Origin of the sequence: Chryseobacterium soldanellicola (assembly GCF_900100115.1) — a bacterium.
In the GTDB taxonomy this organism is placed as follows: Bacteria; Bacteroidota; Bacteroidia; order Flavobacteriales; family Weeksellaceae; genus Chryseobacterium; species Chryseobacterium soldanellicola.
The window spans coordinates 499,442-514,613 of record NZ_FNKL01000004.1; the positions used below are offsets into that span (position 1 = coordinate 499,442).

Here is a 15,172-nt window from a genome sequence, read left to right on the forward strand (position 1 = left end):
TTGATTAAATTTTTAGCTAAATTAATTGTTAAGCAAATCTTCCAAAGCTTTTTTCAATTCAGGAAACTCAAACTGAAAACCTTCTTTACGGATTTTTTCCGAAGAAGCCCTTGAACCCTCCAGCAAAGCGCTTGCCAATTCTCCGAAAATTAATTTTAAAACAAAAGCGGGTACATTCGGCATGAATAATGGTTTTTTGAGAACTTCAGCGATTTTCTTTGTTAAATTTTCATTCGTTGTATGCTCGGGAGCAACGGCATTGTAGGCTCCATGGATATGAGGATTTTTTAAAGCAAATTCGTAAATCGAACAAATATCTTTAACATGAATCCAAGGCATATATTGTTTTCCGCTTCCTAAAGGTGAGCCGATGTAGTTTTTTATAGTTGGGATCATCTTTTTTAAAGCACCGTCTTTCTCCGAAAGTACAACCGCAGTTCGGATTTTTACCACTCTTTCAGCAAGATTCTGCTCTTTAAAATCATCTGCAGCTCTTTCCCATAAAACGACAACTTCACTTAAAAAATCATTTCCCGGAAGATCGCTTTCAGTAAAAATTTTCTCCGTAGTTTTAGTTCCATAGAAATTAATTCCTGATGCAGAAATGAAAGATTTTAGCGTAATATTTTTCTTTCTTAATGTATTTAATAAAAGTTTTGCCGAATCTACACGACTTGAAATCAATTCCTTTTTTCTTTCATCGGTCCAGCGTTTTTCTGAAATATTGGCTCCTGCCAAATGAATTATATGAGAAACATTTTCAAAAGCCGCTTCGTCTACGGTTTGATTTTTAATATCCCATTCATAATCGTTTTCACGTTTTTTCTTGCGGGTTAAAAACCTGACAGTATAATCATTCTGAATTTTTTTTAATAATTCATGAGCGATCATTCCGCTGGCTCCTGTGATGACAACAACTTCTTTCATGTTAATAATTTTAAGTTTAATCTGTATTATAATTGATTTTTTACAATCAATACAAAATCATCTTCCAGAAGTTTATAGCCGTGATCATAAATAAATTTGTATTCAGAGCCATTTTTATAAACCTTCAGATTCGTGAAATAATCAAAATCAAAACCCAAGCCATCGAGCTTAGATTTGGAGATTTTAGTTTTTCCGTCAACATTTATCTCGTTTAAAATCCTGTAATTTTTACGGAGTTTGTTGTTAACATTCCGCATCAGATTACTGGAATCTTTATTCTGCTTATTATTATAGGCATTCCGGCAGGCGTCATTGCAGAATTTTTTGTCTGACCGACCGATAATTTTTTCGCCACATTCTAGACAATTCATAATTTTTTACTTTTTCATTTTGTGTGTATGTTTGTGTTTTTTCTTTATCAAATTTTTTAATCTGCTATGAGTAGGATAGCTTCTGTTGGATGTAATATTGTTAAAAAACAAGGCTGTAATTAATAAAATAATACATCCCGACAATACCGGTGAAACAACATACCAATATCCCAATTCCGGAATTTTACCCACAGAGCTTACGGCAATCAGAGCTGTTGCACCGCCGGGAGGGTGTAAAGTTTTCGTGTACTGCATTAAAACAATAGAAAAAGCTACAGCCAAAGGTGCAGAAAGCCAAATAATATCCGGGACAATTTTATAAACGGTAACGCCGACAAGCGCGGAAATAACATGACCGCCGATCAGATTTCTGGGCTGTGCCAGCGGGCTTTGGATCGCCCCGTAAATCAAAACACTGGAGGCTCCGAAAGAACCGATCAGAAAGATATTTTCTAATTGTAAAAGCTGATGAGACTGTATAAATGCAATAATCCCGATTCCGAAAAATGCACCCAAAAACGACCAGAAATGTTCTTTATAATCAACCAGCGTTTCCTTGTAAATCACATATTTTGAAACTCTGAACATTCTTTTTATCGTCTTCCTCATTTAGTCTTCATTATTTATTATCTGAATTAAATTTTCAATAAATGGTTTGGTATAATCACCATTTTTATCATAGTCAGAATCCAAGATCGTGATTTCGATTCCGAAACATTTTTCGTTATTTAACAAAGGCAGTAGAATTTCTTTCAAATCGTTATAATCAATGCCGTCTTCCATTCTACTGTCAACGCAGGGCATAATTTCGTCCTTTAAAACATCAACATCAAAATGAATGAAAAAACCATCAAGTTTTTTTTCTTTGATTAAATATAAAAAATCTTCGGAAGTTTTTCTGAAACCATTTTTTCTTAATCTATAAAGATCGAAATAATGGATTCCGGAGTTTAAAATTTGCCCAACATATTCACGATCATCAATTTCTGCATTTCCGACACAGAAAATATTTTCTTCCTTAAAATAAGGTCTAAGACTTTCAATATTTGTCAGTTTTTCATGACCTAAACCTGCAACAATCGCAAGATCCATTCCTGCCACACCACCGCTTGTGGAAAGTTGGGGAGGGATGTAATCTGTGTGCCCGTCGAGGTAAAATAAACCATAGTTTCCCAGCTTTTTGAGTGCAACTGCATTTCCGATAAGGATACTGCAGTCGCCACCGAGAATAATGTTGAAGATATTTTGATTAAAATTTTTCAGAATAATTTCAGATTGCTTTTTAGCGTATTCAATAATTTTATCAGCATTTTTTACGCCAGTTTCTGCATCAAAATCCATTGCATATTCCGGAGCTTCAAGTCTGAAAATATTTTTCGGATTAATTTTTTTATGAAAGTCAAATTTTCTGAACCAGTCTGGAAGTTTTTTTACTCCAGGCTCTGTTTCATGTTCTTTTTTTGTAAGTCCCAGATTAATAGGGAATTCAAAAATGTTTATTGGTCTTTTCATAAAATTACAATAATCAAATATACTAAAAATATCCGATTTCAAACGACTACAAACGGATTTAAATAGTTTTCTCCCGACTCCGGCTACTTAAATCCCCAATCTTTGTAACAGAGATTTGAGAAAAAAGTGAGCGTCTCTTATCTGAATTATTAAACAATTAAATTAAAAAATTATGTCACTAAGAAACAAGGTAACATTAATAGGTTACACAGGAAAAGAAGTTGAAATAGTAAACTTTGAAAGCGGAAGTGTGAAAGCAAGCGTATCGTTGGCGACAAGCGATCATTACACCAATGCAAAAGGGGAGAAAGTAGAAGAAACACAATGGCACAATTTAATTGCTTTTGGAAAAACCGCGGAAATTTTTCAGAAATATGTTTCCAAAGGAAAAGAAATTGCCATCGAAGGGAAATTAACCTATAGATCTTACGACGATAAAGACGGCGTAAAAAGATATATTACAGAGATTAAGGTAGATGAAATTCTGCTTTTGGGAGGTAAATAAAGGTAAAAACACAAATGATGAAAGTAAAAGTTTTTAAAATAAGATTGCCGGAAGAATTTCTATATCAGGATCAGAAAACATTAGATAATTTCCTTGAATACAATGAAATTATAAAAGTGGAAACGGCTTTTGTAAACAATGAAAATTATTGGTCTGTAGTCCTGTATTTTGATGAATTGAAACCTATACAAAATGCAAATATTACCGTTAAAGAGCCCAAAAATGCAAAATATTCGGCGGAAAATGACATTTTAAATAATGATGAAATTAAAATTCTGGAAGCCTTAAAACTCTGGAGATCAGAAAAAGCAAAGGAACAAAATCTGCCAACATATTTTATCGCAACCAACAAAGAACTGGCTTCTGTTGCAAAATATAAGCCAGCCAAAAAAGAAGAACTGCTGGATATCAAAGGTTTTGGAAAGCATAAAATTGAAAATTATGGTGAAGAAATTTTAGAAATCCTGGAAAGCATTTAGATTAAATTTTCATAGAAGCTAAATAAACACAAATGATTGAATAAAAATCAATCAAAAGCTGGAGAAATATTTCTTCAGCTTTATTGATGTATCAAAAGTCTTTTCAATTCACTATTTTTGCAATACTTATCAATTAATTATCATTTATCAATATAAAAATGAAGCCAAGTTTAGCAAAGGGGACGAGAGATTTTACAGCAGAAGAAGTTTTCAGAAGAAAATATATTATTAATATTTTACAGAATAATTTCGAGTTATTCGGGTTTCAGCCATTGGAAACTCCAAGTTTTGAAAATCTTTCAACATTAACAGGGAAATATGGAGAAGAAGGAGATCGTCTGATTTTTAAAATTTTAAATTCAGGAGATTATACCTCTAAAGTAAATCAGGAAGATTGGGATAATAAAAGCCATCAGAAACTAACTTCCCAAATTTCAGATAAAGCCCTTCGTTACGACCTAACTGTGCCTTTTGCGAGATTTGTAGCAATGAACCACGGTAAATTGACATTCCCTTATAAACGTTACCAAATTCAACCGGTTTGGAGAGCTGACCGCCCTCAGAAAGGACGTTTCAGAGAGTTTTATCAATGTGATGCCGATGTTGTGGGAAGTGAAAGTCTTTGGCAGGAAGTGGAGTTGATTCAACTGTATTTAAAATCTTTTGCGGATTTAAAATTGTCTGTAACCATTCATATGAACAACCGGAAAATTCTCTCCGGATTGGCAGAATATGCAGGAATTACAGATAAATTGATCGATTTTACCGTTGCTCTCGATAAATTAGATAAAATTGGAAAAGATGGTGTTATAAAAGAATTGCTTGAAAGAGAAATTTCTAAGGAATCGATTGATAAGTTGGAATTTTTATTCAATCAGTCAAATGATGCGCTTGAAAATCTTCTTCAGTTAAAAGAAAAATTTGCAGGAAATGAGATTGGCTTAAAAGGAGTAGAAGAGTTGGAATTTGTTCTTACTAAAGCCGTAAGTTTAGGAATTGATATTCAAAATCTTGTTTTTGATATTACGTTGGCGAGAGGTTTAGATTATTATACAGGTGCAATTTTCGAAGTAAAAGCTGACGAAGCACAAATGGGGTCTATTGGCGGAGGCGGAAGATATGATAATCTTACAGAGGTTTTCGGAGTGAAAAATATTCCGGGAATCGGGATTTCTTTTGGATTAGACCGGATTTATCTGGTGTTGGAAGAGCTTGATCTTTTCCCTAAAGAAGCCACTTCAAAAGTAGAATATCTATTCGCTAATTTTGGAGGTGAGGAAACACTGGAAGCCTTAAAACTTATTATGAAGTTAAGGGAAAAAGGCATTTCTGCAGAGCTTTATCCCGAGAATTCAAAAATAGGAAAACAATTTACTTATGCAGAAAAGAAAGGAATTAAAAACCTCGTTTTCTTAGGCGAAGAAGAAATAAAAAACGGAACTGTTACTTTTAAAAACCTTGAAGCTGGAGAACAGAAAACAGTTTCTTTGGAAGAGTTTTTAGGATAATTAAATTTGAAAAAAGAAGTCACTAAAGATATAATAGAAAAATGGCTGAAAGGCTGGTCTTTGTCAAGAGATCTGCCTTTGCCGATTAAATATAAATCAGGCTTTAAGGTTGAAGTTGGAGATCCAAAACAAAAAGAGCGTTATGTATTCGCAGAACTCAACGAAGATTTCATTCAGCTAACAAAATTGATCGACGAACCTTGGGTTTTTCTAAAAGTCTGTGCTTCTTTCGATGATTTTAAAGATAAAATATCAAAAAAATGGGAAATTCAGCCACAAGGTTATATGATGTATTGTTTTCATCCGATGAATTTTCCCAATGTGACTCTGCATAATGATTATAGGGTAGAGTTTGATCAATATAACTCAACTTTTGTGGTGAAAATTGTTACTAAAAATGGTGAATTGGCTTCAATGGGTCGGGTTGTTCTTGTTGATGATTTGGCTGTTTATGATAGAATTTTGACCGAAAATAATCACAGAAGAAAAGGGCTTGCTACTTTTGTCATGAAAGAACTTGAAAAAATTGCCTTATCAAAAGGTATTTCAAATAATTTCCTAGTGGCAACGAAAGAGGGTAAAACTTTGTATGAATCATTGAGTTGGGAACATTACAGTATTTATACTTCAATCGTAATCACTGATGAAATTTCGAATTTTTAAAATGAATAAAAATTATATTCGAAGAAAGTAGTAATTTAGGTTCATAAATTATTTTAAAACGATAATACATGAGTGAAAAATCAAGACTTGACGAAATAAAAGACGAGTTAGAAAAATTAGATATTAATCCCACAATTTTTGCAAGAAAAGAGATTCGCGAGCTACCGGAAATACTTTCAGCAGATGAAAAAATCGTTTATTTGGTTGAAGGCAGAAATAAAACCTCAAAACATCACATTATTTTGGTAGCAACTGACAGAAGGCTGATTTTTGTTGATAAAGAATTTATGTATGGATTAAAAGTTGAAGATTTTTCTTACGACAAAGTGAGTTCAATTCAATATGAAAAAGAGCTGATGTTGGCTTCAATAGACATTCATACAGCAGATAATATCATTGAAATTGACGGGGTTGGAAAATATTTTGCTGAATTATTTTGTGAAAAAGTAAGAGATTTCATGTCTCGTCCGAAAGAATATTTTCAGCCTAAACACCAACCTACAGTTTTAGATCAGTTAGAACATTTGGGAAAACTAAAAGAAAACGGAGTTTTGACTGAAGAAGAATTTTCAGACCAAAAGAAAAAGCTGATAGAAAAATTAAACCAAAAATAAGCATTAATAGTAAAAAATCCTCGTAATCAAATAATTACGAGGATTTTCTATATATGAATGTTAAAAAAAACTATTCTTAATTATAAGAATCTTCTGCCTTTGTTTTCACTTCGTCCACTTTACTTTGAACTTGGGAAGCAACATCGTTGGCTTTCGTTTTCAGATCATTTCCCCATTTATTTAAATTATCTTTTGCATTATTGATCTTATCTTTTACCGCTTGCTGCTCTTCCGGAGTCGATTGCTTATATTTCCAATAAGCCAAAGCACCTAAACCTAATAAAGCTAAAAAGCCTTTTGTCTTGTTTCCCATGATTTCTATTTTTTTAAGTTATTAAATATTAAAATTTTGTTATTAGTAATCATGTAAAATGTGTGCCAAAAAAACAGATTGAATTATAAATAAATGTTAAAATTAATTGAAAACTTCAAAATTTTCTCCGTCAAAACTTGCAAAAACCATTGTAGGATGAGAATCCTGATGATAAATATTTCCATCTTTATCAATGGCAATCGCACCTGCAAAACCATCGATTGTTTTTAATTCTTCAAAAGTTTTAATAAAAGCATTTTTAAGGCTCATTCCGTCGGTAACCCGGGTAACAATTTTTGCGGAAGTAGCATTGCTTACAATATCTTCGCCAACGCCTGTACAGCTTACTGCGCAGAAAGAATTGGCATAATTTCCTGCAACCGTCGCAGAATCAGAGATTCTTCCGGGAATTTCAAATCCTTTTCCGCCAGTGGAAGTGGCAACAGCAAGTTTTCCATTTTTATCAATCGCTACGCAACCGACAGTTCCTTTTCCGCCGTTGTTGAGTTTTGCTTCATATTCTTTTCTTCTTTGAGGAATTTCAGTTGAAAAATTTTCAAAACCGTGCTCGGAAGCGTAATTTTTTGCGCCATTTCCGCCCAAAACCCTGTCATCTTCTTTCATTAATTCTTTTGCAACAAAAATTGGGTTTTTTACATCCTGAATATTGATAACACCGCTCAATTTTTGCGTTTCACCATCCATAATGGCTGCGCTCATGCGAATTACACCGTCACTTTGAATTTGCGAACCGATTCCGGCATTAAACAGTTCATCATCTTCAAGCAAAGAAACGGCATACGCAACCGTATCAAAAGCAGAATTGTTCTGTAAATATTCAAAAGCTTTTTGAGCGATATTTTTTAAAGAATTTTGTTTGGCAACTTTTACTTCGTGGCTTTGATCGCTTTCCGAGAAAAACCCGCCGTGGATGATTATTTTCATGAAAATATAATTGATAGTTGATAAATGATAATTGATATTTTTGACGAAGTTAATTTATTTATCAACCAAATCATTGATCAATTATCGCTAATCATTTATTATTTATCTTGCGGTATCGGATTAAACTGAGAATTTTCAATCGTTAATGTTTTTGTCGTTAAATCATAATGATCGTTCATCGACATTACATGAACGGTTAAATTATCAATAGAAATAGGTTCTCCAAGGTTAATATTAGTAAGATTGGTATCTTTAATAAATCTTCCGTCTACCAAGATTACAAGCCCGGAGCCTACAGCGGTCATGACATCGTTATGAATAAAAAGCCCGGTATCTTCACCCAATCCAATTCCCAATGTTCTCGGATTATTGACAACAGCCTGAAAAAGACGTCCGATTCTTCCCCTTTGTACGAAATGAGTATCAATAATTACATTATCGATTAATCCTAAACCTTGTGTAGTTTTAATTTCACCTTTCAACAAAGCTTCCGAACTGCTTCCCTGATAGATCATATTTTCAGAGGCAGCAGCGGCCCCGGCAGAAGTTCCTGAATAAATAAAATCCTGCTCCTGGTATTTTAATAAAATAGTATCGTGGAATCTTGTTCCGCCAAGAATTGAGGTTAATCTCAACTGATCTCCACCGGTGAACATCACTACATCTGCAGCATTTGCTCTCGCAACCATCGCGTCGGAATTGGCTTCTCCACGATTATGGATATCAAGGATATTGACATTTTTAGCACCCAAAAACTCGAATGCTTTCTTATATTCTGTACCTACAATCTGGGGGATTTGGGAGGCGGTTGTTACGATTTCAATGACAGAATCTTCTTTAAGCTTAGACTCGTTAATGATTTTTCGTAAAATGCCTCTTTCAAAAAAGTTGAGGTTTTTCTCTATATTCTGATCGAAGTCGGTTTCTGCGAAGCTGCCCTTGTTTACAGCCCCTCCGATAACGATTAATTTTCCAACTGGTTTCATCATAGTGTGCAAATTTAAAAAATAATTAACATTTAGCGAAATCTATACCACATTTTAGTTGATTTTGAGGTTTTTAGATTTGTTAATAAAATTTCGGTCTTTTTTGACAAATCTTTAAGTGTGGTATCGTTTTATTTTAGCTTTTACATTATCTTTGATTTTAGAAGATGTTATTATTAAATTATAAAAATGCAAAATGACTATGAAAATTGAGAAGATACAGGCTTTGCGCGGTCCGAATATTTGGAGTATCAGAAGAAAGAAGCTGATACAGATGAGGTTGGATCTTGAGGAGATGGAAAATTTTCCTACCAATAAAATCGAAGGCTTCAGAGAAAGGATTGAAAAGCTGATACCGTCATTATATACGCATCGCTGTTCGGAAGGGGTAGAAGGTGGTTTTTTTCACAGAGTGGAAACCGGCACCTGGATGGGGCACGTCATTGAGCATATTGCTTTGGAAATACAGACTTTAGCGGGAATGGATACCGGTTTTGGAAGAACGCGTGAAACCAAAACTCCGGGGATTTATAATGTTGTTTTTGATTATATTGAAGAAAATGCAGGAATTTATGCTGCAGAACAGGCTGTAGAAATTGCACAGGCTTTAATTAAAGGAGAAGAATATGATTTAAATGCCTGTATTCAGAAATTAAAGGAGATCAGAGAAAGAGTGCGTCTTGGCCCTTCGACGGGAAGTATTGTTGAAGAAGCGGTTTCCAGAAGGATTCCCTGGATCAGATTAGGGACAAATTCTTTGGTACAGCTTGGTTACGGGGTCAATCAGCAAAGGTTTCAGGCTACAATTACAGGGAAAACAAGCTCAATTGCCGTAGATATTGCATGTAATAAAGAGCTCACAAAAAGAATGCTTCATGATGCCGCAATTCCTGTTCCAACGGGAGATCTGGTGATGGAAGAAGATGAATTGGAAAGAGTTATCAAGAAAATAAATTATCCGATCGTTTTAAAGCCTTTGGACGGAAATCACGGAAAAGGCTCCTCAATTAATGTTAATGATTGGGAAGCTGCGAAAATCGGTTTGGAACACGCTCAGAAATATTCTAAAAAAGTAATTGTTGAAAAATATATTACGGGTTATGATTTCCGAGTTTTGGTGATTAATAATAAAATGGTTGCGGCTGCAAGAAGAGTTCCTGCTCATGTTGTGGGCGACGGCGAATCAAACCTTCAGCAATTAATTGATAAAGAAAATAAAGATTCAAGAAGAGGGTATGGGCATGAAAATGTATTGACTGAAATTGCAGTTGACAAAGATACTTTAGAACTTCTTGAGAAGCTTCATTACACCCTTGAATCAATTCCTCAAAAAGGAGAAATTGTTTATTTAAAATCAACGGCAAACCTTTCTACTGGCGGAACTTCCATTGATGTTACAGACATGGTTCACCCAGAAAATATTACGATGGCAGAAAGGATTTCCAAGATCATCGGTTTGGATGTCTGCGGAATTGATATTATGGCCGAAAACCTTACCCAACCTTTAAAAGAGAGTGGTGGAGCGATCATTGAAGTTAATGCTGCTCCGGGCTTTAGAATGCACCTGGCGCCAAGTGAAGGACTTCCGAGAAACGTGGCGGCGCCGGTTGTCGATATGTTGTATCCTCAGGGAAAACCTTTTACAATCCCGATTATTGCAGTTACCGGTACCAACGGAAAAACTACTACGACGAGATTAATTTCACATATTGTTAAAAATAACGGTTTCAGAGTTGGATTTACGACTTCTGACGGAATTTATATTCAAAATACGATGTTGACGAAAGGCGACACAACTGGTCCTCTTTCTGCTGAATTTATCCTGAAAGATCCAACAGTAGAATTTGCCGTTCTGGAAACAGCAAGAGGCGGAATTCTGCGTTCAGGATTAGGCTTTTCTCAATGTGATATCGGTGTTTTAACCAATATTAAAGAAGATCATTTAGGTTTGAATGATATTCACAATCTGAAAGACTTGACGAAAGTAAAGAGAGTCGTGCTTGACAGTGTAAAGAAAACCGGTTGGAGCGTGATGAATGCCGATGATGAATATTCTATGAGAATTGTGAATGACTTACAGAGTAATGTTGCGATTTTCAGCATGGATGAAAATAATCGTCACATTAAGAAATTCGCAAAAGAAGGAAAAATTACCTGCGTTTATGAAGAAGGTTTTGTAACCATTAAAAAAGGCGACTGGAAGATCAGAATCGGTAAAGCAAAAGATTTCCCGATCACAATGGAAGGAAAGGCGAAATTCATGATTGAAAACGTTTTGGCAGCGAGTCTGGCGTGTTATCTTCAAGGTTTTGGTATTGAAGATATTTCAAATTCTTTGAGAACATTTATTCCAAGCGCACAGCTTACTCCGGGAAGATTGAATGTTTTTAAGTTTAAAAGCTTTAAGGTTCTGATTGATTTTGCACACAATCCTGCGGGTTATGAAGCGATCGAAGATTATCTAAAAAATGTAGAATCTACCAAAAAGATAGGAATCATCTCGGGAGTCGGTGACAGAAGGGATGAAGATATCAAATTATGCGGAAAAATTGCAGGAAGAATGTTTGATTATATCATTATCAGAAACGAAAAACATCTTCGCGGAAGAAAAGAAGAAGAAATCAACGGATTAATTATTGACGGAATTCACGCTGCAGGAAGAGATGTAAGCTATGAGATTATTCCTAAAGAAATCGATGCCCTGAAACATGCCATGGGAATGGCCGAAGAAGGCGCATTCATTACGGCTTTAAGCGATGTAATTTCTAATGCAATCGAGCTGGTACAGGATTATCAGGCAAGAGAATTGCTGGAAGATGATAAGATTTAAACTTAATATTTTTTAGTTTTAAAAATAATTGAAATCCCTGAAATTAGATTAAAAACAACTATTTTCAGGGATTTCTAATTTCTTAATCCTGACTGATATATTCGCCATCTACATATCCTCCGTTTACATAACGGGTTGTATCATTGGTATGCCACGCATAAACTCCGGCTACCATAATGCCAAGATCCTGCACATAATTATACACCATATCCTGCCATTTATCAAATGGTGGCAAATATTGCTGTAATATCAAAAATTCCTTTAAATAATTATCGTGTAGTTCCAAGGCCATCATATAGGCATCTTTTGTCGATATTTTATGCTCCTGCTGCAATACTTTTACAAGATTCATCGTATCTTCTTCTCGATGAAGCTCCTTTGGAAGAGAAATAATATCATTGTGGATTCCGATCATTAAAGCGCAAAGCGTATGGAGGCGTTTAATATGTGGGTGCTCTAATATTTCGTCGGGAAATTGGCGGTATTCTTTCTGCATGGCTACGTACTGACAAAAAGGATGTGCACCGCTTGTGGCTTCACGAATTATGAGGAAAACAGCCAAAGGAGGAATCGTATTTGTCCTGTAATAAACCCTTTCATACGAATATCCGATAAGAACATCATGTATTGTTTTTATAAATTTTTTATATAATCGTTCCGGCATCTCACATTGTAGACAATCTTGTCTTAATATCCAGAATTGATGGGATATACCATTATCAGTAGGTTCATTAGAATCGTCACCATTTAGTAATGCCATCGTGCGATTACATATTTCATCCATTTCCTTGCTTGAACAACGGTCCCAATAATCATCCATCATCGCACCATTGGCTGCGTAGCTTGCTAATGGCCGCAATTCTTCAATGTTTTTTAAAAAAGGGCAGCCTCGTGATGCAATATCAACCAGATTATGTTTTTTATGCTTTTCGCGGGATTCTTTGCTGTGAAAAATATACTCTTTGTCAATCCAGTCGTAATATTCTTGTCTTTGTTGTTGAAAATCAGGATGAATAAAATCAGGAAATGGATATTGAGGTTTTGGAAGTTGCTGTAAGCCAGCATAAAATTCGTCATTTGAAATTGTTGTTTTCATAATATTTTGTTTTATGGTTAAAAGTTTATGTTAAAAGTAATTAAAATAAATCAAATTATTGTGAATTTTTAAAGTTCTGATAATCAAAAAGTTATTTATCTTATGTAAACGAAAAAAAGCAGGCTTAATTAAAGTTTTTTAAAGGCTTGAAATGGGTTATTATTGTGAGGTTTCAGGTTTCGGCTTCGAAGAAGCCGAAACCCTGAAACCAAACTCCATTAAAAAACCTTCGAAATTTCGAAGGTTTTTGCTGTAATGCTGAGCAAAGCGAAGCATCTGTATTTTGATATAAAATTTTAGTTATTCCTCTCCAAAAAACGCATTAGAACTGCCAATCCAGATGGCATCTTTTTTATTAAAATCTACATTTACCATCGCGGCTTTTGTCATTCTTCCAAGGTTTTCCAATAAAATAGGGCGTTCGTCATTTTCTCTCCAAATATACAATAAACGGATTTCAGCTTTAGAAAATTCTCCGTTAATATCTTCAAAAATGGGTTCGTAAGTTACTTTTCTTTGTAAAATATAATTTTCTTTATCCTTAATCGCGTCTGTAATTTCTTTTGTTGGATTTAAATTAACTCCACTTCCTGCAAAAGAAAATAAAGGCTTCAGAACAAAATTTTCAAGCTTTTCACTGTCCGGAAATTCGTGCAAAAAATAACTTTTCGGAACAAACTGATGTTTCAGCATCGGCAAAAGAAATTTTGATATTTTAAAAAACCAGTTCGGATGCGTAACCCAGGTTACATCAATATCTTCACGGAAATCAAATTCAGTCTTAAGATCAGGAATTTTGTCTAATTCATCAAAAATCACTCTGTTGTAGATTCTTTTGATCTCAACTAATTTTCCGTCGTTTTCATAGAATAATTTTTTCCCTTGCTTTTTAACTTTCGTTAGACAAACCGTTTTTATTCCCAATAAATTTTCGGTAAGGGCAAAATCAATCGCTGTCTTTTGCTTTTCAGGATAAATTTCTAATAAAACGACATTTTCAGGGTTTTCATTGCCAAGAATTAACTCTTTTAAATAATTTTTAAATTCTTCATGGGGCATTTTGTTCCTGATTTCAGTAAGAAAAGGATACACTTCACAAAATGTATCTTCGAAAACTTTTTGAAAAGCATACAGCGATGGGAAGGCTTGAAGTTCAATTAATTGAGGTTCAATTTCACCATTTTCGCTTTTACAGATTCCAAAATCGATGGTAAAAAAATGAGGCTTTTGGGTATCGTTGGGAACATTACAGTTTTCAGGAACAGCTTTTTGAAGGGTTTCCGGAGGTAAAGCTTTGATCTGATCAATAATACTTTCGGTAGCGTCAATAAGCTTATTTTCAAATTCTTTGGTTAAAAAAAGCGGACTTTCAGAGATTCTAAAAGTAGGTTCGATCCCACTTTTTTGCTTTAAAATATCCTTTAATTGCTGATATTTTTCCTGTGAAAACTCGCTATTAAATTGTTTTCTGTATTTTGAAATCATATTTTTTTCTTTGTGATTTTAAAAAATCGAGCAATTATTTGCTCGATTCTTTGTTAATGATAGTTTATATTTAAAAAATGTGGATTTTATTTTAAGCCATTGCTTTAATTTCCTTCAAAACGTTTTTTTTTGCAAACTGCAAAAATCTCGGGAGGATCTGCGCCTGAGTTAAGATAATCTTGTCTTCATCATCCATTCTGTCGATTGTTTCAAGATACTTTTCCATTCCGAAATTCTCGATCATGGCTTCTTTATTTTTCTCGTCTTTCAGATTTTCAACCATGCCTTCAGGATTGGCCTCAGGATGAAATTGTGTTCCAAAGATCTCTTCGGAAAAACGGATCGCCATCACCGCTCTTTCCAGATTGATATGCGGACGGAATTTTTCAATGGCCACGATTTTCATTCCCAGTTCATCAAAACGTTCATGATTTGGTTCAATAAACTGAAACGCTCTTGAATCTACCGCGTAGAAAGGGTCGGGAAGATTTTTAAATAAAAATTCCTGTTCGCCTTCTTCTGTTTTGTGAACCGGCATTACCCCGAAAGAATAAGATTTTCTCTTACAGATATTACCCAATTCCCAGTGAATGCTGGCCAATTGAAATGAATGACAAATTAAAAATAAATACTTTTTATCGTCATTATACTTATTATGTTCAAAAATCTGATCTAAAAAGCTGGCAAATTTGTCCTCCCATTCAACGCCTTCCCTGTGAGGATCTCCGGGACCTCCGGAAGAAATAAAAATGTCAAAATCCTGAATATCCGGCATTTCATTCTTAAACCTTACATCAAATGTTTTAATGTTTACGTTTTCCTCAGAGCTTCGCTGAAAAGCTTCAGAAATTTCTTTAATGTTTCTAAAACCCTGATTGACATGATTGTTGTTCATATCCAGCAAAGCGATTCGAATATTCTTCATACTACTTCATATT

At 34.5% G+C, this 15,172-nt stretch carries 16 protein-coding genes; 6 read left to right on the forward strand and 10 right to left on the reverse strand.

Annotated features, from left to right (window positions below; all coding sequences use genetic code 11):
* Nucleotides 1-21: 21 nt before the first annotated feature.
* From BLT04_RS16345 to BLT04_RS16360, 4 genes are read right to left on the reverse strand one after another with little or no spacing between them, the layout of a single operon-like run.
* Nucleotides 22-927 (reverse strand): TIGR01777 family oxidoreductase, encoded by a 906-nt coding sequence (locus BLT04_RS16345; protein ID WP_089756865.1) that lies wholly within the window; start codon nt 925-927, stop codon nt 22-24.
* A 26-nt stretch (nt 928-953) separates the two neighbouring features.
* Nucleotides 954-1,298: a hypothetical protein gene (locus tag BLT04_RS16350; protein ID WP_089756866.1), complete on the reverse strand. Its 345-nt coding sequence runs from the start codon at nt 1,296-1,298 to the stop codon at nt 954-956.
* A 6-nt stretch (nt 1,299-1,304) separates the two neighbouring features.
* Nucleotides 1,305-1,907: an HPP family protein gene (locus BLT04_RS16355; protein ID WP_089756867.1), complete on the reverse strand. Its 603-nt coding sequence runs from the start codon at nt 1,905-1,907 to the stop codon at nt 1,305-1,307.
* Nucleotides 1,908-2,810, reverse strand: coding sequence for an arginase family protein (locus BLT04_RS16360; protein WP_089756868.1), 903 nt, complete (start codon nt 2,808-2,810; stop codon nt 1,908-1,910).
* 172 nt (nt 2,811-2,982) lie between these two features.
* Between BLT04_RS16360 and BLT04_RS16365 the strand changes: the two genes are divergently transcribed.
* From BLT04_RS16365 to BLT04_RS16385, 5 genes are all read left to right on the forward strand, one after another.
* Nucleotides 2,983-3,315 (forward strand): single-stranded DNA-binding protein, encoded by a 333-nt coding sequence (locus BLT04_RS16365; RefSeq protein ID WP_089756869.1) that lies wholly within the window; start codon nt 2,983-2,985, stop codon nt 3,313-3,315.
* A gap of 14 nt (nt 3,316-3,329) precedes the next feature.
* Nucleotides 3,330-3,794 carry an HRDC domain-containing protein gene (locus BLT04_RS16370; RefSeq protein WP_228421990.1) on the forward strand — a complete coding sequence of 155 codons (465 nt, stop codon included), beginning with the start codon at nt 3,330-3,332 and terminating at the stop codon, nt 3,792-3,794.
* A 158-nt stretch (nt 3,795-3,952) separates the two neighbouring features.
* Entirely contained in the window at nt 3,953-5,302 is a 1,350-nt protein-coding gene (hisS, locus tag BLT04_RS16375; protein WP_089756871.1) for a histidine--tRNA ligase, read from the forward strand.
* Between the two features lie 6 nt (nt 5,303-5,308).
* Nucleotides 5,309-5,965 carry a GNAT family N-acetyltransferase gene (locus BLT04_RS16380; protein WP_089756872.1) on the forward strand — a complete coding sequence of 219 codons (657 nt, stop codon included), beginning with the start codon at nt 5,309-5,311 and terminating at the stop codon, nt 5,963-5,965.
* Between the two features lie 68 nt (nt 5,966-6,033).
* Nucleotides 6,034-6,579: a PH domain-containing protein gene (locus tag BLT04_RS16385; protein ID WP_089756873.1), complete on the forward strand. Its 546-nt coding sequence runs from the start codon at nt 6,034-6,036 to the stop codon at nt 6,577-6,579.
* Between the two features lie 76 nt (nt 6,580-6,655).
* Here the strand turns inward: BLT04_RS16385 and BLT04_RS16390 are convergent, their stop codons facing one another.
* The 3 genes from BLT04_RS16390 to BLT04_RS16400 form a co-directional block, all read right to left on the reverse strand.
* The gene (locus BLT04_RS16390; protein ID WP_089756874.1) at nt 6,656-6,892 is read right to left on the reverse strand and encodes a YtxH domain-containing protein; all 237 of its coding nucleotides are present in this window, start codon (nt 6,890-6,892) and stop codon (nt 6,656-6,658) included.
* Nucleotides 6,893-6,994: 102 nt separating this feature from the next.
* A complete protein-coding gene (locus BLT04_RS16395; RefSeq protein WP_089756875.1) occupies nt 6,995-7,837 on the reverse strand; it encodes an isoaspartyl peptidase/L-asparaginase in 843 nt (280 codons plus the stop codon).
* A gap of 98 nt (nt 7,838-7,935) precedes the next feature.
* Nucleotides 7,936-8,823 carry a cyanophycinase gene (locus BLT04_RS16400; protein WP_089757312.1) on the reverse strand — a complete coding sequence of 296 codons (888 nt, stop codon included), beginning with the start codon at nt 8,821-8,823 and terminating at the stop codon, nt 7,936-7,938.
* 202 nt (nt 8,824-9,025) lie between these two features.
* Here BLT04_RS16400 and cphA point away from each other — a divergent pair, with 202 nt between their 5' ends.
* Nucleotides 9,026-11,653, forward strand: a complete 2,628-nt coding sequence (gene cphA / locus BLT04_RS16405) for a cyanophycin synthetase (protein ID WP_089757313.1) — start codon at nt 9,026-9,028, stop codon at nt 11,651-11,653.
* 82 nt (nt 11,654-11,735) lie between these two features.
* On the opposite strand, the gene BLT04_RS16410 is transcribed toward cphA, so the two are convergent.
* The 3 genes from BLT04_RS16410 to BLT04_RS16420 all read right to left on the reverse strand — a co-directional run bounded on the left by BLT04_RS16410 (nt 11,736) and on the right by BLT04_RS16420 (nt 15,159).
* The gene (locus BLT04_RS16410; RefSeq protein WP_089756876.1) at nt 11,736-12,749 is read right to left on the reverse strand and encodes a terpene synthase family protein; all 1,014 of its coding nucleotides are present in this window, start codon (nt 12,747-12,749) and stop codon (nt 11,736-11,738) included.
* 300 nt (nt 12,750-13,049) lie between these two features.
* A complete protein-coding gene (locus BLT04_RS16415; protein WP_089756877.1) occupies nt 13,050-14,234 on the reverse strand; it encodes a hypothetical protein in 1,185 nt (394 codons plus the stop codon).
* A 91-nt stretch (nt 14,235-14,325) separates the two neighbouring features.
* Entirely contained in the window at nt 14,326-15,159 is an 834-nt protein-coding gene (locus BLT04_RS16420) for a type 1 glutamine amidotransferase (protein ID WP_089756878.1), read from the reverse strand.
* Nucleotides 15,160-15,172 lie beyond the last annotated feature (13 nt).

What these genes read in the sequence shown, in the direction of transcription:
- BLT04_RS16345 (WP_089756865.1), bottom strand. Translation starts at nt 927, where the DNA reads ATGAAAGAAGTTGTTGTCATCACAGGAGCCAGCGGAATGATCGCTCAT.
- BLT04_RS16350 (WP_089756866.1), bottom strand. Translation starts at nt 1,298, where the DNA reads ATGAATTGTCTAGAATGTGGCGAAAAAATTATCGGTCGGTCAGACAAA.
- BLT04_RS16355 (WP_089756867.1), bottom strand. Translation starts at nt 1,907, where the DNA reads ATGAGGAAGACGATAAAAAGAATGTTCAGAGTTTCAAAATATGTGATT.
- BLT04_RS16360 (WP_089756868.1), bottom strand. Translation starts at nt 2,810, where the DNA reads ATGAAAAGACCAATAAACATTTTTGAATTCCCTATTAATCTGGGACTT.
- BLT04_RS16365 (WP_089756869.1), top strand. Translation starts at nt 2,983, where the DNA reads ATGTCACTAAGAAACAAGGTAACATTAATAGGTTACACAGGAAAAGAA.
- BLT04_RS16370 (WP_228421990.1), top strand. Translation starts at nt 3,330, where the DNA reads ATGATGAAAGTAAAAGTTTTTAAAATAAGATTGCCGGAAGAATTTCTA.
- hisS (WP_089756871.1), top strand. Translation starts at nt 3,953, where the DNA reads ATGAAGCCAAGTTTAGCAAAGGGGACGAGAGATTTTACAGCAGAAGAA.
- BLT04_RS16385 (WP_089756873.1), top strand. Translation starts at nt 6,034, where the DNA reads ATGAGTGAAAAATCAAGACTTGACGAAATAAAAGACGAGTTAGAAAAA.
- BLT04_RS16390 (WP_089756874.1), bottom strand. Translation starts at nt 6,892, where the DNA reads ATGGGAAACAAGACAAAAGGCTTTTTAGCTTTATTAGGTTTAGGTGCT.
- BLT04_RS16395 (WP_089756875.1), bottom strand. Translation starts at nt 7,837, where the DNA reads ATGAAAATAATCATCCACGGCGGGTTTTTCTCGGAAAGCGATCAAAGC.
- BLT04_RS16400 (WP_089757312.1), bottom strand. Translation starts at nt 8,823, where the DNA reads ATGAAACCAGTTGGAAAATTAATCGTTATCGGAGGGGCTGTAAACAAG.
- cphA (WP_089757313.1), top strand. Translation starts at nt 9,026, where the DNA reads ATGAAAATTGAGAAGATACAGGCTTTGCGCGGTCCGAATATTTGGAGT.
- BLT04_RS16410 (WP_089756876.1), bottom strand. Translation starts at nt 12,749, where the DNA reads ATGAAAACAACAATTTCAAATGACGAATTTTATGCTGGCTTACAGCAA.
- BLT04_RS16415 (WP_089756877.1), bottom strand. Translation starts at nt 14,234, where the DNA reads ATGATTTCAAAATACAGAAAACAATTTAATAGCGAGTTTTCACAGGAA.
- BLT04_RS16420 (WP_089756878.1), bottom strand. Translation starts at nt 15,159, where the DNA reads ATGAAGAATATTCGAATCGCTTTGCTGGATATGAACAACAATCATGTC.